The 22,012-nt window shown below is 71.3% G+C and carries 15 protein-coding genes; 8 read left to right on the top strand and 7 right to left on the bottom strand.

The genetic code is table 11. The annotated features are described in order from the left end of the window. Window positions 1–17 precede the first annotated feature (17 nt). Entirely contained in the window at window positions 18–1,319 is a 1,302-nt protein-coding gene (locus AAEX60_RS06710; protein ID WP_342102102.1) for a M16 family metallopeptidase, read from the top strand. Next, window positions 1,316–2,710 carry a M16 family metallopeptidase gene (locus AAEX60_RS06705; RefSeq protein ID WP_342102100.1) on the top strand — a complete coding sequence of 465 codons (1,395 nt, stop codon included), beginning with the start codon at window positions 1,316–1,318 and terminating at the stop codon, window positions 2,708–2,710. Before AAEX60_RS06710 ends, AAEX60_RS06705 begins: the two co-directional genes overlap by 4 nt. On the opposite strand, the gene AAEX60_RS06700 is transcribed toward AAEX60_RS06705, so the two are convergent. From AAEX60_RS06700 to AAEX60_RS06690, 3 genes are read right to left on the bottom strand one after another with little or no spacing between them, the layout of a single operon-like run. Then, a complete protein-coding gene (locus tag AAEX60_RS06700; RefSeq protein ID WP_342102098.1) occupies window positions 2,684–5,581 on the bottom strand; it encodes a UPF0182 family membrane protein in 2,898 nt (965 codons plus the stop codon). The genes AAEX60_RS06705 and AAEX60_RS06700 overlap by 27 nt on opposite strands. 5 nt (window positions 5,582–5,586) lie before the next feature. After that, a complete protein-coding gene (locus tag AAEX60_RS06695; protein WP_342102095.1) occupies window positions 5,587–6,147 on the bottom strand; it encodes a PPA1309 family protein in 561 nt (186 codons plus the stop codon). Beyond that, complete coding sequence (locus tag AAEX60_RS06690; RefSeq protein WP_342102093.1) at window positions 6,141–7,190, bottom strand: YlbL family protein; 1,050 nt, start codon at window positions 7,188–7,190, stop codon at window positions 6,141–6,143. The genes AAEX60_RS06695 and AAEX60_RS06690 overlap by 7 nt, the downstream gene beginning before the upstream one ends. A gap of 76 nt (window positions 7,191–7,266) precedes the next feature. On the opposite strand from AAEX60_RS06690, the gene AAEX60_RS06685 reads away from it, so the two are divergent. Next, entirely contained in the window at window positions 7,267–8,616 is a 1,350-nt protein-coding gene (locus tag AAEX60_RS06685) for a zinc-dependent metalloprotease (protein ID WP_342102092.1), read from the top strand. Here AAEX60_RS06685 and AAEX60_RS06680 read toward each other — a convergent pair whose 3' ends face one another. After that, window positions 8,617–9,222 (bottom strand): M48 metallopeptidase family protein, encoded by a 606-nt coding sequence (locus tag AAEX60_RS06680; RefSeq protein WP_342102091.1) that lies wholly within the window; start codon window positions 9,220–9,222, stop codon window positions 8,617–8,619. 284 nt (window positions 9,223–9,506) lie between these two features. Here AAEX60_RS06680 and AAEX60_RS06675 point away from each other — a divergent pair, with 284 nt between their 5' ends. After that, entirely contained in the window at window positions 9,507–9,671 is a 165-nt protein-coding gene (locus AAEX60_RS06675) for a DUF5679 domain-containing protein (protein WP_094765022.1), read from the top strand. 164 nt (window positions 9,672–9,835) lie between these two features. Continuing rightward, the gene (locus AAEX60_RS06670; RefSeq protein WP_342102090.1) at window positions 9,836–10,765 is read left to right on the top strand and encodes a hypothetical protein; all 930 of its coding nucleotides are present in this window, start codon (window positions 9,836–9,838) and stop codon (window positions 10,763–10,765) included. Window positions 10,766–10,791: 26 nt separating this feature from the next. On the opposite strand, the gene AAEX60_RS06665 is transcribed toward AAEX60_RS06670, so the two are convergent. The 3 genes from AAEX60_RS06665 to AAEX60_RS06655 form a co-directional block, all read right to left on the bottom strand. Beyond that, window positions 10,792–11,109, bottom strand: coding sequence for a WhiB family transcriptional regulator (locus tag AAEX60_RS06665; RefSeq protein ID WP_446721287.1), 318 nt, complete (start codon window positions 11,107–11,109; stop codon window positions 10,792–10,794). A 101-nt stretch (window positions 11,110–11,210) separates the two neighbouring features. Next, window positions 11,211–11,357 (bottom strand): hypothetical protein, encoded by a 147-nt coding sequence (locus AAEX60_RS06660; protein ID WP_342102088.1) that lies wholly within the window; start codon window positions 11,355–11,357, stop codon window positions 11,211–11,213. A gap of 103 nt (window positions 11,358–11,460) precedes the next feature. Beyond that, window positions 11,461–13,635, bottom strand: a complete 2,175-nt coding sequence (locus tag AAEX60_RS06655; RefSeq protein WP_446721288.1) for an ATP-dependent helicase — start codon at window positions 13,633–13,635, stop codon at window positions 11,461–11,463. 1 nt (window position 13,636) lies between these two features. On the opposite strand from AAEX60_RS06655, the gene AAEX60_RS06650 reads away from it, so the two are divergent. The 3 genes from AAEX60_RS06650 to recD are packed head-to-tail and all read left to right on the top strand — an operon-like array spanning window position 13,637 to window position 22,010. After that, the gene (locus AAEX60_RS06650; protein ID WP_342102084.1) at window positions 13,637–16,822 is read left to right on the top strand and encodes an exodeoxyribonuclease V subunit gamma; all 3,186 of its coding nucleotides are present in this window, start codon (window positions 13,637–13,639) and stop codon (window positions 16,820–16,822) included. Further along, window positions 16,819–20,166 (top strand): UvrD-helicase domain-containing protein, encoded by a 3,348-nt coding sequence (locus AAEX60_RS06645; protein ID WP_342102083.1) that lies wholly within the window; start codon window positions 16,819–16,821, stop codon window positions 20,164–20,166. Before AAEX60_RS06650 ends, AAEX60_RS06645 begins: the two co-directional genes overlap by 4 nt. Beyond that, window positions 20,163–22,010 (top strand): exodeoxyribonuclease V subunit alpha, encoded by a 1,848-nt coding sequence (gene recD / locus AAEX60_RS06640; RefSeq protein ID WP_342102082.1) that lies wholly within the window; start codon window positions 20,163–20,165, stop codon window positions 22,008–22,010. The genes AAEX60_RS06645 and recD overlap by 4 nt, the downstream gene beginning before the upstream one ends. The last annotated feature ends 2 nt before the right edge of the window (window positions 22,011–22,012 follow it).

The raw sequence follows: 22,012 nt of genomic DNA, 5'->3' as shown, positions 1-22,012 counted from the left end.
GTGGCACGCTGGGAGGCATGTCACAAGCCCTGACGCTGCGCTACGAGATCATCGAACGAACCCTGCCCAATGGGCTGCGGGTGGTGGTCAACCCGGATCCGAGTTCACCGGCCGTCGCCGTGAACCTCTGGTACCACGTCGGATCCGCCAATGAGGTGAGTGGGCGAAGCGGCTTTGCGCACCTGTTCGAGCACCTGATGTTCCAGGGCTCGGCCCAGGTCACCAAGGGCGAGCACCTCTCCGAGCTGCAGGCCGTCGGTGGCAACGTGAACGCCACCACCAGCTTTGACCGGACCAACTACTTCGAGACCGTGCCGCCCGGCGCCGTCGAGCTGGCGCTGTGGCTTGAGGCCGACCGGCTGGCCAGCCTGGACGTCAGCCAAGAGAATCTGGACAACCAGCGCGAGGTGGTCAAGGAGGAGAAGCGGCAGCGCTACGACAATGTTCCCTATGGTGACCAGTTGCCGCTGCTGCTCTCGCTGAACTTCCCGCAGGAGCACCCCTACGGCCACACGACGATCGGCTCGATGGAGGACCTGGACGCCGCCAGCCTAGACGACGTGCGGGACTTCTTCGCCAGCTGGTACCGGGCCTCCAATCTGGTGCTCACCCTGGCCGGGGCGATCGACGCCGAACAGGCCTTCTTGCTTGCCGAACGCTACTTCGGTGAGCTCCCCACGCTGCCCGCCCCGGAGCGCAGCACGGCCGATCCGCTACCCCCGCACACCGGGATCCCGCGGGTGGAGGTGGTGCGCGAGGTGCCCCGTGCCGCGCTGCACCTGGGCTGGCGCACTCCCCCGCTGGGCCACGACGACCATCTTGCCGTCGAACAGGCGCTGGCCATCCTGGGCAGCGGGCCCGCCAGCCGGCTGCACAAGCTGATGGTCCGCCAGACCAGCACCGCGGAGGGCGTCGGAGGTTCGCAGTTCGACCTGGCGCAGGGCACCAGCCTGGCACTGGTCTCGGCCCGGGCCCGCGACGGCCACAGCCTGGAGGAGCTGGAGGCTCAGATCGTTGCCGAACTGACCCGACTTGTCGAGGGCGGGGTCACCGACGAGGAGGTGGACCGCGCCAATGCCTCCTATGAGCGGGAGTGGCTGGGTGAGCTGGCCCAGATCGACAGCCGCGCCGACCAGCTGGGCGCCTTCGCCACCCTGCAGGGCGACCCGTCGTTGCTGAACGAGCACCTGGCCCGGATGCGGGCCGTCACCCCCGACGACATCCGCCGGGCCGCCCGCAGCTGGCTGCAACCGGAGAACCGCAGTGTGCTGTACTACCTTCCGCAGAACGGCTCCGAGACCACCGAGGACCAGGCATGAACCAGCTCCCCCGCCCCGAAGCCAGCAGCGCCAACAGCTGGCGCTTCCCCACCCCCGACGTACGCGAACTGGCCAATGGCCTGACCGTGTGGCGTTTCAACCTGCCCGGCCAGCACGTGGTCACGGCGCAGCTGGTGCTGGATGTGCCGCTCACCCTGGAGGTGCCGGAGGTGGAGGGCATCGCCACCATCGCGCTGCGCACCAGCGACGAGGGCACGGTGCAGCACCTGGGTGAGCAGCTGGTCGACGCCCTGGAGTCCGCCGGCGCCGCCTTCGACGGGGGCGCCTCTGCCAGCGCCACCCTGTGCTCGATCGACGTGCCCAACACCCGGCTGGCCACCGCCCTGCCGCTGCTGGCCGAGATCGTGCAGAGCCCGCAGTACGACCCGGCCGACGTGGAACGGCATGTCGCCCTGCGGCTGGCCGAGCTGGAGCAGACCATGGTGAGCGCCCCCTCGCTGGCCTCACTGGCGGTTCGCCGGGTGGTCTTCGACGACAGTTCCCGTGAGGCCCGCCCGCAGGGTGGCCTGCCCGACACCGTCGCGGCAATCACCCCGGAGCTGGTGCGCGCCTTCCACGACCGGCACTGGCGCCCGGACGGCGCCACCCTGATCCTGGCCGGGGACCTAGACGATTCGGTCGATGCCCTGGTGGACCAGGCCTTCGGCGCCTGGGGCTCGGTCAGCGGCACCGCCCTGCACGTCATCCCCACCCCACGGGGCGCCCAGACCGTGCTCGACGGCAAGCGGGTGGTGCACCTGGTGGACCTTCCGGGCGCGGTGCAGACCGAGATCCGGGTGAGCGGGATCGGCGTCGATCGCACCAGCCTGGACTTCGCGCCGTTGCAGGTGGCCGCCAATGCGATGGGCGGCAGCTTCGGCAGCCGGCTGAACACGGTGCTGCGCGAAGAGAAGGGCTACACCTATGGCGTGCACTTCTCCGTCGCCCCGGCCCGGCTGTCAGGTAGCTGGGCGGTCAGCGCCAGCGTGCGCACCGAGGTGACCGTCGACGCCCTGGCCGAGACCCTGCGGATCATGGCCCTGGACGAGGACTTCACCGCCGACGAGGTCAGCGACGCGATCAACCAGCAGCTGGGGATCGCCCCGCTGCGCTACGACACCGCCGGCGCGATCGCCAACCAGGCGGCCACCCTGGCAGCGTCGGGCTGGGAGGCGGACTTCGTGAACCTGCACTTCACCCGGGTCGGACAGGTCACGCCCGGCAGCGCCAGCGCCGCCTACCGCAAGATCGTGCGGCCGGACAATTCCCACGTCGTGCTGGTGGGCGACGCCGGCACGCTGCGCCCCCAGCTGGAGGCCGCGGGTCACGAGGTGCGCCCCGTCGACCCCTTCGACGCCGGGGAGCTACTTCAGGGCGGTCTCGGCGGCTGACATCTTGGCCCTGGCCGCCGCCAGCTGCTTCTGGTAGGTGGCCAGATCACCCTTCTTGAGCGCCGCGTCAGCGGCCTCGAAGGCCTTGGCGGCCTCGTCCAGCAGCTTCAGCGCCGCCGCCTGGCCCTTGGCCGGGGTCGTGGTGGGCTTGGGAGTGGTGGTGGGGGTCTTGCCGTCGGTCCGCTCGCCCGTCGAGGCGCCCGCGTCGCCCTTGAAGACGCTGTCCAGCGCCTCCTGCAGGGTGGAGCCGATCCCGATCTGCTCACCGAAGCGCACCACCACGAAACGCAGCACCAGGTACCCGCCGCTGGTGGTGCTCTGCTGGGTGTAGACCGGCGTGACGTAGAGCAGGCCGCCGCCCACCGGCAGGGTGAGCAGGTTGCCGAAGTGCGCCTGCGCGGAACCCTGCATCATGAAGGGCCGCAGCTTGTTGGCCACCGTGGTGTCCGAGTTGATGGCATTGAAGGTCTGACCGGGACCGGCCACCTGCTTGCGATCGGACAGTTTCAGCACCCGCAGCGTGCCGTAGTCCTTGCTGGCGGCATCTGCGTTGACCGCCAGGTAGGCGCCCAGGGTTTCGCGACCCTTGGGCACCATCACCGACGTCTGGCTGAAGACCGGCGCCGGATCACCGGGCCAGCGGATGGACAGGTAGTTGGGCGCCTCCTTCTTGCCGGCGGCGGCCACCGGGTCATTGGGCACCTCCCAGAGGTCGGACTTCTGGAACCAGGTGTCCGGATTCTGCGAGTGGTAGCGGGTGAGCACTTCACGCTGCACCTTGAACAGGTCCGAGGGGTAGCGCATGTGCTGCAACAGGCTGTCCGGGATGGACTTCTTGGGCCGGATCTGGCCCGGGTAGACCTTCTGCCAGGTCCGCAGGATCGGGTCCTCCTCATCCCAGGCATAGAGCGTGACAGTGCCGTCGCCGGCGTCGATCACGGCCTTGACGGAATTGCGCAGGTAGTTCACCGGCCGGGGCTGCTGCAGGGTGGAGGTCTGCGCGTCCGACGTGGCACCCCGCAGGTCGACCTTGTTGGAGTTGGGGTACTTGTCACTGGTGGTGTACGCGTCGACGATCCACACCACCCGGCCATCCACCACCGCCGGGTAGGCGTCGGTGTCCGGCGTGAGCCAGGGGGCCACCTTCTGCAGCCGTTCGCGCGGGGTTCGGTCATACAGCAAACGGGAGGCGGAGTTCACCCGTCCGGTGGACAGCAGCAGGTTGGCGTCGCCGAAACGCAAGGCATAGAGCGCCCGGATGGCCGGATTGCCGATCCCCACCCCGCCCTTGCCGTCGTAGGTGTTGCGGGTCTCGTTGGCACCGGACTTCCCGCCGCCCGGTGTGTCCAGCTCCACCGGGGCGGCGCCCTCGGGGGCCCCGACCACCGCATAGGTATTGGTTCGTTCCCCGAAGTAGATCCGGGACTGCGTCTCCGCCAGCTTGCCGACGGTGGGGATGTCCCGGGAGATCCACTCCGGCTCCCCATTGCCCTGCCGACGGTTGCCGTAGGCCGCCACCACGCCATTGCCGTGGGTGTAGACGGTGTGCAGGTTGGTCCAGTTGCGGTCCGGGATCTCGTCGGCATTGATCTCCCGCGCCGCCACCACCGCGTCGGTGGCCTTGCCCTCGATGGTGTAGCGGTCCACGTCCAGCACGTCCGGGAAGGAATAGTAGCCGCGCACCTGCTGCAGCTGCTCGAAGGTCTCCCCGATCAGCGACGGGTCGATCAGCCGGATCCCGGGCAGCGCCTCCGCGTCGGCCTTGAGCTGCCCCGCCGACGCGGAGGTGGTGACGTCATAGTTCTCCGTCATCTCCACGTCGGTCAGGCCGTAGGCGGCACGGGTGGCCGCGATGCTTTGTTCGATGTAGGCGCGCTCACGCGCCGGGCCCTTGGGCATCACGTCGAAGCGCTGCACCATCGTCGGGTAGATCCCCTGCACGATGATGGTGCTCACCAGCATCAACACCACCGCGAGCATCGGGATGGACCAGCGGCGCAGCCGGGCATTGACGAAGAACAGCACGGCGCACAGCAGGGAGATCAGGGCCACGATGTTCTTGGCCATCACCCGGCCGTGCAGGTCGGTGTAGCCGACGCCGGTGAACAGCCAGTTGTTGGTGACGGCATAGCCGAAACGGTCCAGCCAGCTGCTGATGGCGAACAGCACCAGCAACAGGCCGACCAGCACCGAGAGCTGGGCCTGCGCGGGCCCGGACAGGCTGGCCGGGCGGCGGCTGACGATGGTCTGCCCGCCGGGCGTGGTGGTCACCTGGAAGGACTGCAGCGCACCGGTGGTGAGATGGGCGACGGTGACCAGCAGCGTGCTGGCGCCCAGGATCCAGAAGCCTTGGCCCAGCACGAAACGCCACCACGGATAGTCGAAGACATAGAAGGAGACGTCCTGGTGGAACCATCGGTCGGTGGTGCCGAAGGGGGTGGCATGACGCCAGGCCAGGAAGAGGTCACGCTGGGCGAAGGCGGCGGCCGCGCTGAGCGCGCCGAAGGCCAGCGCCAACCCGACGATGGCGCCGCGATGGCGGGCGTCGAAGATGGTGCGGGTCTGCCCCACCAGGCCGCCCCCCTGCCGGGTGCGCGGCCGCAGCCGGTGCGCCAGGTAGAGGTTCAGCCCGACGCTGGCTGCCATCAGGCCGCCGAAGACCACCGCCATCAGTACCCCGGTGACCAACCGGGTGCGGAAGACGTCGCCATAGGAGAGCTGCTTGAACCACAGCCAGTCGGTCCACACCCGCGCATAGCCCAGCAGGGCGACGCCGAGCAGGCCCAGCACGACGGCGATCCGGGCCAGCGGACTGGTCTGGGGGATCTGAGGGGCACGGCCCGAGGGATGCCGGGGATGCGCGCTGCTCAATCAACTCACCTCAGGGTCTGGGCCAGGGCCTGGGACAGGGCGGGCACCAGGTCATGCCCACCCAACAGCTCGTCGGGCTGGCTGACCAGCCGGGCCAGCCCATGGGTGCTGCCGTCGCGCAGGGCGCCCACCACCACCCGGATCTCCTGGTGCTGCGGATGGTTGGCGACGAAGCGATCGGCCTCGGCCGGGTCGGCGGGGATCTGGTCCTCCAGGCCGGCGGGCAGGAAGGTCCGCTCCAGGCTCATCGCGCAGCCGTGCACGCTGGGCGACCACTGGATCTGGGCCAGGGTCTCCAGCAGGCCCTCGCCGTCGCGGAAGTCCTCCTGCTCGATCGAACTGAGCGCGTCATCGCTGGTGACCTTCAGCTGGTCCGCCAACTGGGGTTCGGCGGCCAGCAGGTCGGCGGTGCGGACCAGGGCGAAGAGCCGGGCCGGCTGGTCCCAGCCGGACAGTCCGACGTGGTGCTCGATCTCCACCAGGGCGGCGATCAGCGCCTCCGGCACCTCCGGGGCCGGGGCGGCCTCATTCGCCACCTGGTCATTCGGCACGGGATCATTCAGCATCGGGGAAGGTCCTTCGTCTCGCCGGTCTCGCGAAGCGTGGTGAGCGCGTCGACCGCCTCGTTCATGGTGCCCACCTTCACCATCGTCATGTCGGTGTCCACGCCCTGCACGTCGGCGCAGTTGTCGCTGGGCACCAGGAAGACCTGGGCGCCGGCATTCTCGGCACCGGCCACCTTCTCCTGGATCCCACCGATCGGGCGGACCTGACCGTCGGCCGAGATCTGCCCGGTGACCGCCACCTTGCGGCCCCCCAGCAGGTCCCCGGGAGTGATCAGGTCATAGATTGCCAGGCTGAAGACCAGGCCGGCGCTGGGGCCCACCACCTCGGGATCGATCCCATAGTCGACCCGCGGTGCGAAGACATAGCCGTCCACCACGCTGATCCCGATCACCGCCACCTTCTTGTCCTGGTTGGAGGACACGGTGGTCACGGTGACGTCGAAGACCTTCTGGTCGCGCAGGACCGAGAGCACCACCGGGTCACCCACGGCGTGCTTCTGCACCAGGTTGCCCACGTCCTGGGGGGTCTGGACCTCGGTCTGGTCGACGCGCTCGATCAGGTCCCCGGGCTGCAGCTTGTTGAAGGACGGGCCGGCCAGCCCGACGGCCTTGACCATCGGCTTGGCGCGGACGGGCTGCTTGGCGGCGCGCAACGCGGCGACGACGGCCTCTGACTTGGAGTCGTCCATCATGGCGACTTCCTCGCTCTTGACCTGGTCGACGGTCTTGGTGTGCGGGTAGACCACCTCCCGCTCCAGCACGTCGCGCTTGGGCAGCCAGTGGGCGAACAGCGCCTCGGGCAGGCTGAGGCGGGAATCCACCTTGGTCACCGAGACCGTGGTCATCCGCAGCTCGCCGGTGGTGGGATGGGTCTTGAGCCCCTTCACCTGGATGGCCTGCTTGCCGTCGTCACCGGGGCCCAGCAGGTTCAGGGTCCGCCCGGGACCCCAGGCGACGAAGGGAACGGGCACCAGGGCAAGCATCAGGGCCAGGGCCACGAAGCACACGGCCGAGACCACGGCGGTCCACGTCTGGCGTGTCACCGCACCACACCCCACTCGATCATGAGCGCCACCCTACCGGCTGGGCCCAACTTGTGCCGTGCGGTTGAATGGTGCCATGAGTGAGTCCACCGGAGCGCACGGCGACGACCAGCCCAAGGACCCGATGGCGGAGATGCTGCGCCAACTCGGGATCAACCTGGGACCCAATGGCCAGATCGACCTGAACCAGCTGATGGCCCGGCTGCAGCAGCAGATGGGCGCCTTCACCCAGACCAGCGCCAGCGGCTCGGGCGTGAACTGGGAACAGACCCGGCATGCCGCCCGCCAGGTGGCCGCGGGCCTGGGCCCGGACCCGAGCATCACCAGCCAGCAGCAGCGGGAGGTGGCCGATGCCGAGCGGCTGGCCAACCTGTGGCTGGACGAGGCCTGTGACTTCGGCCAGGTTTCCACGTCCGCCGTCGCCTGGAGCCGTGCCGAGTGGATCGAGCAGACCATGCCCGCCTGGGAACAGGTGACCGAGCCGATCGTCGCCGCGATCGCCCGGGCGATGGGCGAGATGATGGGCGGCCAGGCACCGCAGCTGCCGCCCGAGCTGGGCGCCTTCGGCGCGATGATGCAGCCGATGCTGCGCCAGGCGGCCGGCGCCATGTACTCCATGCAGCTGGCCCAGGCCATCGCCAAGGTTTCCAGCGAGGTGGTCACCGGCTCGGAGATCGGCTTCCAGTTGCTCAAGACTCCGCGGGCGGCGCTGCTGCCCACCAACATCGACGCCTTCTCCGAGGGCCTGGAGGTCACCGGCCAGGATGTGCTGCTCTACCTGATGCTGCGCGAATCCGCCCGGCAACGGCTCTTCCAGCAGGTCGGCTGGCTGGCGCCGCAGATCCTGGCGCTGGTGGAGCACTACGCCCGGGAGATCCGGATCGACGCCGACGCGCTGGAGGGCGCGATCGACCTGGAGGACATGAGCCAGCTCACCCCGGAGAAGATGGCCGAGATCTCCGAGGACCTGCAGGGCAAGCTGTTCGAGCCCACCCAGACCGCCGAGCAGGTGGAGATCCTGGGCCGGCTGGAGACCCTGCTGGCCCTGGTGGAGGGCTGGGTGGACGAGGTGGTGGCCCAGGCCACGGCCCGGTGGATGCCCAATTCCTCCCAGCTGGCCGAGACCCTGCGGCGCCGCCGGGCCGCCGGTGGCCCCGCCGAGGACGTGCTGAAGTCCCTGGTGGGGCTCGAGCTGCGCCCCCGCCGGGTGCGCGACGCCGCCAACCTGTGGGCCGCGCTGAGCGCCGACCGGGGCGTGGGTGGCCGCGACGCCGTGTGGAACCACCCGGACCTGGTGCCCACGGCGGCGGACCTGGACGACCCGCTGGGCTATGTCAGCGGCGAGAACACCACCCCGGCCGAGGCCGACGACCTGGATGCCGAACTGGCCAAGCTGCTGGACGAGGAAGGTCGCACCGAGGACTGATCAGTCCACTTCCTCTTCCTCGTCGTCCGGCGCCGACGAGTCGGGCGCCGGTTGGCCGGGCCCGGTCTGGGCCCGGGAGGCGGTGGACCAGCCAAGCAGGAATCCCTTGGCCCGTTCCGCCCGGGGATGGGCATCCACCAACGCGTGGAAACGCGCGGTGTGGTGCGGCTCCACCAGGTGCGCCAGCTCATGCAGCAGGACATAGTCCACCACCCAGTCCGGCATCTCCTGCAGGCGGGAGGAGAGCCGGATCACCCCGCTGTCCGGGCTGCAGGATCCCCACCGCTTGTGCTGGTTGCCCACCCAGCGGATCTCGCTGGCCCGCACCGGGCGTCGGGCATGCGGGTCCAGGAACTGGGTGGCCAGCGCCTCGGCCCGCACCTGCAGCGCATCGGGCCCGCTGGGGGGCCGGCGTCGGGATTCCTGCGCCAGCACCCGTCGGGACATGGTGCGGGCCCAGCGCAGCTCGTCAGCGGCCGGCATTCCCGCGGGCACCAGCAGCACGATCCGCTCGCCTTCGCGTCGAGCGGAGATGGTCTTGCGGCGACGGGTGCTGCGACGTACCTCCACCGTGGCATCGTCCACCTGGATCAGCTGCTTGGTCACGCCCTCCACTGTGACAGACGGCACCGACAATTCCCGGGCTGACTGGTGTTGACGGTTGCGGGCGTGGGGCACTAGGTTCATTCCCGAGGCCCTTGGCGGGTCGATCGTTTGCAGGGGAAGGCAGACGATCTTGATCGCCGAGGGCCTCTCTTTTTTGCCAATCCCGCGGCGCGCCGCGCGCTTTTCCGCGCAAACCGCTTGTCGGCATGGCTACAGTGAACGGCGAGCCCGGTGGCCGCCTGATTCTTGGCTGCCGGCCGGACAACATCAATCAGGAGGAAATCGTGGCCGAAGAGACCTACAGCGGTGAGTTCTACTGCGTCAAGTGCAAGGCCAAGCGCGAGGCCTCGGGCAATGTCGTCGTGAACGACAAGGGAACCCGCATGGCGAAGGCCAAGTGCCCCGAGTGTGGCACCAACCTGAACCGGATCCTCGGCAAGGCCAAGTGATCTGATTCGGTAGCAGGACATCAGGGGGCGGGTCTTCGGACCCGCCCCTTTGTCATGCCCAGCCGGTGTCATGCCCAGCCGGCCGAGGCCACGGTGTTGTCCGGTTGTTGTCCGATTGTTGTCCGGCCTTCCCCCCGCGGGCGCGCTCGGCAAGGCTGGCAGGCATGAATCAGGTTTGCCTCAATCCCCGGGTGCGCGGTGAGCGGGTGCTCACCGGCGACGGGGTGCGCTACTGGCTGGACGAGACCTGCTGGGCGGAGCTGCCCGCGGTGGACCGGGAGCTGGACCAGCGCCTGGCCCATGCCGACGGGTGGACCACCACGGGTCGCCTGCACCGGGGGCTGGCGCCCACGCAACAGCAGCGGCTGGACAGCGTCCTGACGCTGTTCACCACCCACGGACTGGCCGTGGCCGGGGCGGGAACCAGCCCGGTGCAGGGCCTGCGGGTGGCCCTGGTGGGCTCCGGCAGCCTGGCCCGCGCGGTGGCCCGGACCCTGCTGCGGGCCGGGATCCGCCGGCTGGACTGTCTGGACGGGGCCCGGCCGGACCCGGTGGTCTGGCCCAAGAACAGCCAGGCCACCGGCGCAGAAGCCCTGGTCCACTCGCTGCGGCCGCGGCAGAGTGTGGTGCTGCGCACCGTGGGCCAGGTGTCGGAACTGGCCGAGGCCGGCACCGATCTGGTGGTGGTGGCCGCGGCCCGGGCGGAACCGGACCGGTGGCTGCTGGAGGAGCTGGTGCGGCACGACCTGACCCACCTGGTGGTCGGTTGCCACCGGGACGTGGGCCGGGTGGGGCCGCTGGTCATGCCCGGCCGCTCCCCCTGCATGCAGTGCCTGGACCTCTCCCGACGCCAGGCCGACCCGGCCTGGCCGCAGGTGCTGGCCCAGCTGAGCGCGCTGCCCGCCCGGCCGGAGCCCACCCTGACCCAGACGGTGGCCGGCCGGGCGGTCCTGGAGGTCGGTTGGTTGGCGCGCGGCCTGGGGGCAGCCCACCGGTTGCACGGCCGGATCGAGCTGCATGACCTGCACTACCCCGCCGTCCGGGAGGTGCTGTTCAGCACCCACCCGGACTGCGGGTGTGGCTGGCGGCCCTGACCGGGTGGCCAGGGACCGGGCGCGGATCAGGCGGCGCGGGCCTCGGCGTCGGCGTCGGGGGTCTCCACCAGCGGATGCTTGCGGGGCCTGCCCCTCGGCCGTTTGCGCGCGATCACCCGCCCACCGTCGAACAGCTCACCGCCCCACACACCGTGCGGTTCGGCCCGCTCCAGCGCGCCGTTGAGGCAGAGCCCGCGGACCGGGCAGGTGGCGCAGATCTGCTTGGCCTGCTCGACGGTGGCCATGTCGTCGGCGAAGAACAGGTTGGGGTCGGCATCCGAGCACGCCGCGGGGCTGCTGGGCGCGCTGATCACGACGTCGATGCTCGTCATGGTCATGGTCATGTCTGGAACTCCTGGAGGCCGTTGGGTGGATGTTCCCCGGAGCACGAAGAAGGCCGTGACTCCGGGTTTCCCCGATGTCACGGCCTGCCAGACAGGGTGGCTCAGACCATGGTGCTCGGAGAGGGGTTGTCGGGGTGCGTGGTGGCGCCATAGGCGTCGCCGAAGGCAGAGAGCTGCTCTGCGTGGTTGATCGCTGCGCGCTCGATGCTTGGGCGCTTGATGCCACAGCCGACGAAATTTGTGTTCATCCCGACAGCCCTCCTCTCCTTGTTCACCCCACCCGGCCGCTCCGCGTGAGTTCGTGCTGACAAATCTACGGCCCGTGCGAAGATCCGCGCAAGCCATTTTTGACTACGGGTTTTGTTCCGGTTCCTCGCCCGCCACCAAGGCCAGCAATGGTCCGCCGTAGCGCTCCAGCTTGGTCCGTCCGACGCCCGGAACCTTGAGCAGGTCGGCCTCGGTGCGGGGTTCGGCCTCCGCGACGGCAATCAGGGTGGCGTCGGTGAAGATCACGAAGGCGGGCATGCTGGCCTCCTGCGCCACCTGCTTGCGCCAGTCCTTCAACCGGGCCAGCAGGTGCTCGTCGTAGCTCGACGGGCAGCCGGCGTGCCGGCCCAGCTTGCGCTCGGCCCCACTGGTCAGGCCCTTCCCGCAGACCCGGCAGGTCTGGGACTGGGCGGACCGGCTTGCTCGCCTCATCGGTGCCTGCGTCTGCGCCTGCTGCGCCAGGGCGGCGGGGGTCAGGCCGTCCAGGAAGCGCGAGGGCCCGCGGTTGCCGCGGCCGCCGCTGCGGGAACGGCTCCAGGAGATCCGCAGGTGCCGTCGGGCCCGGGTGATGCCGACGTAGAGCAGCCGTTTCTCCTCCGCCAGCTGCTCGTCGGTGGTGGCCAGCAGGAAGGGCAGGGTGCCCTCCTGCATCCCGAACAGGCAGACCGCCTCCCATTCCAGGCCCTTCGACGCGTGCAGGGTGCCCAACGTCACGCCCTGGCTCACTGGGGCCTGCTGCAGGCTGGCCCGCTCCCCCAGCGCGGTGACCAGCTCGGTCAGGCCATGTTCCGGGTTCTCGACGGCGATGTCATGCGCCAGGTCCACCAGCGCATTCAACGACTCCCACTTCTCCCGCACCGATCCGGACCCCTCCGGCGGATCGGCCGACCAGCCCACCGAGGCCAGCACATCCTTGAGCAATGGCAGGCCTGGGCCCTCCGTCTCGGCCCGGACCGCGGCCCGCAGCTGGGCCAGGGCCTGCTTGATCTCGGGCCGCTCGTAGAACTTCTCGCTGCCGCGCACCAGGTAGGGGATGTTCTTCTCGCTCAGCGCGGCCTCCAGCACCGGTGACTGGGCATTGATCCGGAAGAGCACCGCCATCTGGCGCCAGTCGGTTCCCTCGTCGTGCCGGGAGGCCAACCAGCCGGCGATCGCCCGGGCCTCGTCGGTCTCCTCCGGGTGCGAGCCGAACTCCACCCCCGGTCCGCTGGGTTGCTGCGCCACCAGCTGCACGCCTCCCAGGCTCCCGGGCTGGGGCCGTTGCGCCCCCCGCCCCCGGGGAGTCATCACCTTGTTGGCCAGGTCGACCACCTGGGGAGTGGAGCGGTAGTCCCGGACCAGCCGGACCACCGTCGTGCCCGGATGCTGGGCGGCGAAGCCGGTCAGGAAGTCCGCCCGGGCCCCGGCGAAGGCGTGGATGGACTGGTGCGGGTCCCCCACCACGCACAGGTCCCGACGATCGCCCAACCAGAGGTTGAGCACGGTCTGTTGCAGCGGGGAGACGTCCTGGTACTCGTCCACCACGAAGTGCCGGTACTGGCCGCGGACCTGGGCGGCCACCTGTTCGTGCTCGCTGAGCAGGGCGGCGGTGCACAGCAGGATGTCGTCGAAGTCGATCTGGCCGCGGTTGCGCTTGGCCGCCTCATATCCCGTGAAGACCTTGGCGACGGTCTCCGGGTCCGCCCCCGCCAGGGTGCGGTTGGCGGCCCGGGCGATGGCCGGGTACTCCCCCACCGTGACATTGGAGACCTTGGCCCAGCTGATCTCGCCCAACAGGTCCCGCAGCAATCCGGTGTCCACCTTCAGGCCGTGCCGGGAGGCGGCCTCGGCCACCAGTGCCATCCGACGGTCGGTCACCTGCGGCAGCTCGACGCCATAGGCCCTGGGCCAGAAGAACTGGATCTGGCGCAGCGCCGCGGAGTGGAAGGTGCGGGCCTGGACATTGCCCACCCCCAGCTGGTGCAGCCGGCCGCGCATCTCCCCCGCGGCCCGGGTGGTGAAGGTCACCGCCAGCACCCCGCGCGGATCCAGTGCCCCGGTCAGCGACCCGTAGGCGATCCGGTGGGTGATGGCCCGGGTCTTGCCGGTGCCGGCCCCGGCGATCACCGCGACCGGCGCGTCGAAGGTGGTGGCCACCTGACGCTGTTCCGCGTCCAACGCGGCCAGGATCTGTTCGGGGTCTGGGCTTGGCACGTCGGCCACCTTAGCCGCGTCCACCGACGAAAAACTGTCGGTGCCGGGCCCTAGGCTGGGAAGCATCATGAACCAGCACGCGAATCCCCTGACCACCGGCGCTTCGGCCGGTCTGGAGCTGGTGCTGTGCCCGGACTGGGAGAGCCTGTGCACCGGCCTGGCGGACCAGCTGGGCCAGCCCCTGCCGGATCCCTTTGCCAGCCAGCTCGTGGTGGTGGACTCCCCGGCCACCCGTCGGGGCCTGTCCCAGGCACTGGCCAGCGGTCCGGCGGGGATCAGCGCCGGCGTCACCTTCCTGGGACTGCGGGGGCTGCGTCGTCGGCTGGAGGAGGTGCTGCTCGGGGTCCAGGCGGCCAACGACCCGTGGCGTTCGCGGGGCCTGACGCTGGCCCTGCTGGACGTGATGGCGCAGGTGGCCGACGAGCCCTGGTTCGCTCCCTTGCAGCACCACCTGGGTGGCGCCCAGGATGAGGCCGCCGACCGTCCGGGCCGACGGCTGGCCACCGCGGACCGGATCGCCAGGCTCTTCCTGCGCTACTGCCGCACCGCCCCCACACTGGTGCGGGCCTGGAGCGAGGGGCTCGACGTCGATCCGCTGGGCGCACCCCTGACGCCGCGGGCCAGCTGGCAACCGCACCTGTGGCGCCGGGTGGGCGAGCTGCTGGGCCCCGCGGACCCGGTTCGTCGGCATGCCCAGCTGAGTGCAGCCATCGCCCACCAGGACGGCCCGCTGCTCCCGGACCCGGTGCTGCGGCTGGTCAACCCCACCCCCTGCCCACCCCTGGACCGGGAACTGGTCACGGCGCTGGCCACCCGGATGCCGGTCAGCCTGTGGCAGCAGGCGTCGGAGCGGGAGTCCGCCCTAGACGGCCGGTGGGGGGCCACGGGTCGGGTGGGTCTGGGCCGCTGGCGGGAAGCCGCCGACACGGTCCGACGACAGCCCGGACAAGCCCGCCCGGGGCTGCCGGCCGATGTCCAGGTGCACGCCTCCCACGGCCCCGACCGGCAGGTGGAGGTGCTGCGGGAGGTGCTGTGCGCCCTGCTGGCCGACGACCCGACGCTGGAGCCCCGCGACATCGTCGTCGCCTGCCCGGACCTGGACCTGTACGCGCCGCTGGTGCGGGCCAGCTTCTGCCTGGACCCGGCCGTGGTGGGCGAACACCTGCATCCCGGCCACCAGCTGCGGGTGCAGCTGGCCGACGCCTCCCTGGACCAGCCGAACCAGGTGCTGGAGACCCTGCGGCTGGTCCTGCGGCTGGCCGGCCAACGCGCCACCGCCCAGGACCTGGTTGACCTGTGCGGCAGTGCCCCGGTGGCCCGGCGCTTCGGGCTGGGCAGCGACGAGCTGGAGCGGATCAGCCGCCTGGTCCAGCAGGCCGACATCCGCTGGGGCCTGGATCGCACCCACCGCTCGGACTTCGGGCTGGGTCAGGTGGCGCAGTCCACCTGGCTGGCCGGGGTGGACCGGGTGCTCACCGGGATCGCGGTGGGGCCCACCCCGCTGCGCTGGCTGGGCACCGCGTTGCCGGTGGAACAGGTGGATTCCACCGACGTGCTGGCGGCCGGCAGCCTGGCCGAGATCGTCTCCCGCACCCGCAAGCTGGTGGCGGACTGGCGCCAACCGGCGGGTATCGGGGAGTGGATCGGCCGGCTGCACGGGGCGTTGGACCTGCTGACCGCGGCGGAGGGCGACGACGCCTGGCAGCTCACCCAGGCCAGGGGCGAGCTGGCGGACCTGGCCGACCTCACCGCGGATCGGGTGGCCCCGCTGCGGTTGGGCGACGTCCAGGCCCTGTTCGACCGCTTGCTGCGCACCGGACGCGGCCGCCCCAATTTCGGCAATGGGTCGCTGCTGGTGTGCGGCCTGGATGACCTGGGGGGTGTGGCCCACCGGGTGGTTGCGGTGCTAGGCCTGGATGACCAGCGTTTCCCCGCCCGGCCCCCGCTGGACGGGGACGACCTGGTGGCTGGGCCCACCGCCGATCCGGAGACCGACCCCCGAGCCCGGGACCGGGAGTTGCTGCTGCAGGCCGTCGAGTCCGCCCGCGACCACCTCGTCGTGGTGCACCAGGGCTTCACCCCGCGCACCAATGAGCCGGTGCCCCGGCCGGTCTCGGTGATCGACCTGCGGGAGGCCGCGGCCGCCGCCGACGTGCTGCGGGAGTTCCGGCACAGCCTGCAGCCGCAGGCCGGCACCAATTTCCAGCAGGGTCAGGCGGAGCGCCCGTTCAGCTTCGACCGGGCCGCGCTGGCCGGGGCCCAGGCCCGGGAGCTCCAGGTGGGCCAGCCCGAGGCCGGGCCGGAGCCGCTGTGGCAGACCTCCTTCGGGCCGCTGCCCGGCCCCGACGAATCGCTGGACCTGGCCACGCTGACCGATTTCTACCGCCACCCCGCGCGCGAACTGCTGCGCCGCCGGCTGGGGGTGAGCATGACCGAGTGGGGCGAGGAGCTGGACGACGAACTGCCGATCGAACCCAATGGGCTGCAGGAATGGGCCATCGGGGACCGGATGGTTCGGCTGGCGTTGGATGGGCTGGACCCCGGCCAGATCATGGCCGCCGAGCGCTTGCGGGGCCAGATCCCGCCCGGCCACCTGGGCAGCCGCACCCTGAACAAGATCGGCCCGGTGGTGGGAAAGGTGGTCAACGCCGCCGCCCGGGAGCGCTCGGCCGCCGCCACCGACGTCGACTGCGAACTGGACCTGCCCGGAGCTGGCCAGCTGCTCACCGGCCGGGTCCGCGTGCACGACGCCAGCATCGTCAGCCTGGCCTTCTCCCGCACCAGCGCCACCCACCTGCTGCAGGCGTGGCTGGAACTCCTGCTACTGGCCGGGAGCCAGCCCGCCCCGGAGCTGGGTTGGCGGGCGGTGCACATCGGGCGGGACGCGGTGGCCACCCTCAGCGCGCCCCCGCCCCAGCGCTGCCGCGAGCTGTTGACCGAGCTGGCCGCCCTGCGCCAGGCCGGGCTGGTCCGGCTGGTGCCGTTGCCGGTCAAGGCGGCCGCCACCTTCCAACGGGCCACCCCGCTGCGCCCCTTCCGGGACCACGACCCGGACACCCAGGCCGCCCGGGAATTCCGCTACGAACACGACGCGGACTGGGCGCGCTTCCTGCCCCAGGACTTCGACGCGCTGCGGCGGATCCCGCCGGAGCCCGGCGACCCCGGGGTCCCCGGACCCTCCCGGTTCGAGAATCTGTCCGACTGGCTGTTCGCGCCGCTGCGGGAGCACCTGAGCGTGGGGAACCTGCGATGACCACGGCCGATCCCACCCCCTTCGACCTGTGTGGACCGCTGCCGACGGGCACCTGCGTCCTGGAGGCCTCCGCCGGCACCGGCAAGACCTACGCCATCACCGCCCTGGCGGTGCGCTACCTGGCGGAGGGACTGTTCAGCCTGGACCAGATCATGATGGTCACCTTCTCCCGCGCCGCCACCTCGGAGCTGCGCCACCGGGTCTACAGCCGGCTGCGCGACAGCCTGGCCGCCCTCGAGGCCTGGCTGGACACCGGCGAGCAGCCCGCGGACCAGATCGACCGGCACCTCGTCGACGCCCCCCGCGCCGAGGTGGGCGCCCGTCGTGACCGGATCCGCGCCGCACTGGCCGAGATCGATGCCGCCACCATCGCCACCACGCATGAGTTCTGCGCCCGGATGCTCACCGGGCTGGGCCTGCTGGTGGACCACGACCACACCACGCGCTTCGCCGAGTCCGTCGACGACCTGGCCGAGCAGGTGGTGCACGACGTGTACCTGGGCCGGGAGGTGAACGGATCGGAGCAGGTGCCCGGCAAGCTGGCCACCTTCGCCCGTTATGCCGAGGTGGGCCGGGCCGCGCTGCGCGAACCCGATGCCCAGCTGGTGCCCGTCGACGCCCAGGGGCTGTCTGCCGACCGGGTGGGTTTTGCGGCCGAGGTGCGTCGCCAGTTCGAACGTCGCAAGCGCCGCGCCGGGCTCTACACCTTCGACGACATGGTTCGTCGGCTGCGGGATGCCCTGGCCGACCCGCTGACCGGGGAGCTGGCGGTCCGGGCGTTGAGCCAGCGCTACCGCTTGGTCCTGATCGACGAGTTCCAGGACACCGACCCCACCCAGTGGGAGATCGTGCAACGCGCCTTCGTGGGCCACAGCGTGGTGGTGCTGATCGGGGACCCGAAACAGGCCATCTATGCCTTCCGGGGCGCCGACGTCCACGCCTACCTGGACGCCGTGCGGCATGCCGACCGGCTCTACACCCTGCAGGTGAACCACCGCAGCGACGAGCCCGTGGTCCGCGGGGTGCTGGAGGTCTTCGGCCAGGCGGCGATGGGCTCGCAGCAGATCATCGCCCGGCCCGTCCTGGCCGCCCATCGGGGTGCCCGGATCACCGGCCCGGGGGCGACGCCCGCCGTGCAGGTGCGCTGCCTGGCCGGGCCCCCGCGCGGCGAGTACGGGGCCACGGCCGCCGCTCGCGCGGTGGACCAGGACCTCGCCGGGCAGGTGCTGGCCCTGTTGAACGACGGCTGGCAGGTCTCGGGCAGGCCCGTCGCCCCGCGCGACATCGCGGTGCTGGTGCGCTCCAACTGGCGCGGGGAGCAGGTCAAGGCCGCGCTGGAGGGCGTGGGCGTGCGCGCCGTCTTCGGCGGGGCGGCGACGGTGATGTCCAGCGAGGCGGCCCAGGCCTGGCTGCACCTGCTCAGGGCCCTGGTGGAGCCGTCAGCGCAGGCGATGAAGCGGGCGGCGCTGAGTTGTCTGGTCGGCTGGACCGAGACCGAGCTGGCGGCCGCCGTCGCGGATGACGGCCTGGCCGCGCCGGGGCGCACCATGTCCGAGCTGGCGGTGCAGGTCAAGACCCTCAGCCGGATCCTGGCGGCCCAGGGGGTGGCCGCGGTCTTCGAGGCGCTGTGTGACCAGACCCAGCTCTACCGACGGCTGCTCGGACGGCCGGACGGGGAGCGGGTGATGACCGATGTCCGGCACGTCTCCCAGCTGTTGAACGACGCCGCCGTGCGGCACCAGCTCGGCCCGCTGGCCCTGGCGGAATGGCTGGCCGACCGGATCGCAGAGGCCCGTCGTTCCCAGGACGACGACCGCACCCGACGCCTGGAGACCGACTCCTCCTGCGTGCAGATCATGACCATCCACGGGGCCAAGGGCCTGGAGTTCCCGATTGTCCTGCTGCCCGAGGCCGCCAATGAGGCCCCCCGGGAGCCACGCCCGGGTGAACCCAGCGTGCTGCACCTGGCCGGCCAACGGGCACTGGACGTGGGCGTCGATGCCGGCTGGCAGCAGCGCCAGCAGGTGCGCACGGCCCAGGAACGCGCCGAGAGCCTGCGCACCCTGTACGTCGCCATGACCCGGGCCAAGTCCCGGTTGGTGATGTGGTGGGCCCCCACCAAGGCCAACACCCAGACCTCGGCCCTGCACCGGCTGCTGCACGGCGCCCGGGTGCCGGGGCAGGAACCCGATCTGGTCTGCGAGCTGCCCGCTGATCCCTGCCAGGTCCCCGGGCTGGACCCGGCACTGGTGGAGCTGGTGCGGGTCCACCCCGAGCCGGTCTCCGGCCGCCCGCCGGTGCCCACCCGCAACCCGCCACTGAGCGCCCGGGCCTTCACCCGCGCCATCGACCACACCTGGCGCCGCACCTCCTATTCCGGCCTGACCCACGAGGTGCACGCGCTGCGGCCCGGCCCAACCCCGCCGCTGGAGGCCGACGAACCGGACACCGAGGCCATGCTGGCCGAGCCGGTGGAGCCGGACACCGCCGCGACGCAGGCCACCGGTTCCCTGACCTCCGCCCTGGCCCCGCTGCCGGGTGGCACCCAGTTCGGCAGCCTGGTGCACGGCGTGCTGGAACTGACCGACCCCACCGCCCCCGACCTGCGGGCCGAGCTGGAGCGCCACATCGGTCCACTCTCGGCCCGGCTGCCGGTGGACGGACTGGACGGCACCCGGTTGGCCGACGGTCTGCTGCAGGTGCTGCAGACCCCGCTGGGGCCGGTGGCCGAGGGGCTGCGGCTGTGCGACATCCCGCCGAGCGACCGGCTCGCGGAGCTGGACTTCGAGCTGCCGATGGGATCGGCGGGACGAGCGGCCACCCTGCGGGACCTCGCCGCCGCCCTGCAGGACGTCGAACTGACCGGTGAGGATGGCTTCGCCGCCCGCTACGGTGCCCACCTGGCCGCGAGCGGGGTGGCGGACAAGACCCTCCACGGATTCCTGACCGGCTCGATCGACGCGGTGCTGCGCACCGGCAAGCCCTCGAGCGACGGGCAGCGGTTCTGGGTGGTGGACTACAAGACCAACCGGATCCCGGTGCCCGAGGGTGAACAGCTCGGCTGCCGGCACTACACCCCCGAGCCGATGCGGATCGCGATGGTGGAGGCGCACTACCCCCTGCAGGCGCTGCTGTACTGCGTCGCCCTGCACCGTTTCTTGGCCTGGCGGCTGCCCGGCTACCTGCCGGATCGGCACCTGGGCGGGGTGGGCTACCTGTTCCTCCGCGGCATGGCGGGGCCGCAGACGCCCGTCGTCGACGGCATGCCGTGCGGAGTCTTCGCCTGGCAGCCGTCGCCCGCCCTGGTGGTGCACTGCTCGGAACTGATCGGAGGTCTGCGATGACCCGGCCCCATCCGGCTCCCACCGCCAACACCGTGGTCTCGGCCACCGGCCTGCTGGCGGAGTTCAACCGCGCCGGGGTGCTGGTACCCCCCGACGTGCACGTCGCCCAGACCCTGGGCCGGCTGTGCGGCGAGGGCAACCAGCAGGTGCTGCTGGCGGTGGCGCTGGCCGTGCGGGCGCTGCGGCTGGGCTCGGTCTGCCTGCAACTGACCGGGCTGCGGGAGCGGGTGGTGGCCGAGATGCTGGACCCGGCGCTGGACCTGGCCGCCGACCCGGAGACCGACGTGGACGCGCTGCCCTGGCCGGAGCCCGAACAGTGGCTGACCACACTGCGTGCCTCCGGCCTGGTGGCCCAGGGCTTCGACGTGCCGCTCAACCACCGGCCCGTGCGGCTGGCCGAGGACCTGCTCTACCTGGAGCGCTACTGGGCCGAGGAGTCCACCGTCCGGCACGCCCTGGACCAGCGCGCCGCCCGGCCGGCGCCGCCGGTGGACCAGACCGCCCTGGCCGAGGTGCTGGATGCCCTGTTCGACGGCCGGGGCCTGAGCGCCGGTGAGGTGGACCAGCAGCGGGAGGCCGCTCGTCGGGCGGCCTTCAACTGGACCTCCGTGGTGGCGGGCGGGCCGGGCACCGGCAAGACCACCACCGTGGCCAGGCTGCTGGCGGTGCTGCAGGCCACCACGGACCAGCCGCTGCGGATCGCCCTGGCCGCGCCCTCCGGCAAGGCGGCCGCCCGGCTGCAACAGGCCGTCGCGGAGGCCCTGGCCCAACTGCCGCCGCAGGTGAGCGCCCCGCAGATCACGTCGGCCGCCACGCTGCACAAATTGCTGGACGCCCGCGGGGCCGGCCGCGGCTTCGGCCGGGGGCCCGGCAATCCCCTGCCCCACCAGGTGGTGGTGGTGGATGAGATGTCCATGGTGGCCCTGCCCCTGATGGCCCGGCTGCTGGAGTCGCTGCGGCCCCAGACGCGGCTGGTGTTGGTGGGAGACCCCAACCAGCTCACCTCCGTGGATGCCGGGGCCGTGCTGGCGGACCTGGTCCGGGCCGCCGAGCTGCCGGCCGCGGCGGAGCGTCCGCCCCGGGGCAGCGTCACGGTGCTCACCCACACCTGGCGTTTCGGCCGTGGCATCGCGGACCTGGCCGAGGCGATCCGCACCGGCAACGCCGAGCTGGCCCTGGAACTGCTGGCCGGTGGGGGCGACGTGGAGCTGGTCCCCACCAATGCCGGCGCCCTGCAACTGGAGGACCTGCCGCAGGTCCGCCAGCAGGTGCTGGCCAGCGGAGCCGCCGTGCACGCCGCGGCCCGGGAGGGAGACGTCGCCACCGCGTTGACGGCGCTGGACCAGCACCGGCTGCTGTGCGCCCACCGCGAAGGACGGTGGGGCGTCTCCCGTTGGGGCCGGATGGTGGAGGAGGCGCTACGTTCCCACGTCGACGGGTATGCCGCCGACGGGGAGTGGTACCTGGGCCGGCCATTGCTCGTGACCCAGAACCTGCGGGACCTGGAGCTGTCCAATGGGGATTCCGGGGTGGTGGTGGCCACCGCTTCCGGGAACCGGGCGGCGATCGGTACCGGGCAGCAGGCCCGGTTGTTCTCGCCCTTCCTGCTGGACGCAGTCACCAGTTTGCACGCCATGACGGTGCACAAGGCGCAGGGCAGCCAGTTCCAGCGGGTCACCGTCGTGCTGCCGCCGGCCGAGTCCTCACTGCTGACCCGGGAGCTGCTCTACACCGCCGTCACCCGGGCCAGTTCCGGGGTGCGGTTGATCGGCCAGACCGACGCCGTGACCAAGACCATCCAGAACCCGGCCACCCGCGCCTCCGGGCTGGGCCGCGGCTGGTGACC

The organism is Luteococcus sp. H101, from assembly GCF_038433155.1.
Taxonomy (GTDB): Bacteria; Actinomycetota; Actinomycetes; order Propionibacteriales; family Propionibacteriaceae; genus Luteococcus.
This window is presented reverse-complemented; position numbering and strand designations above follow the sequence as displayed.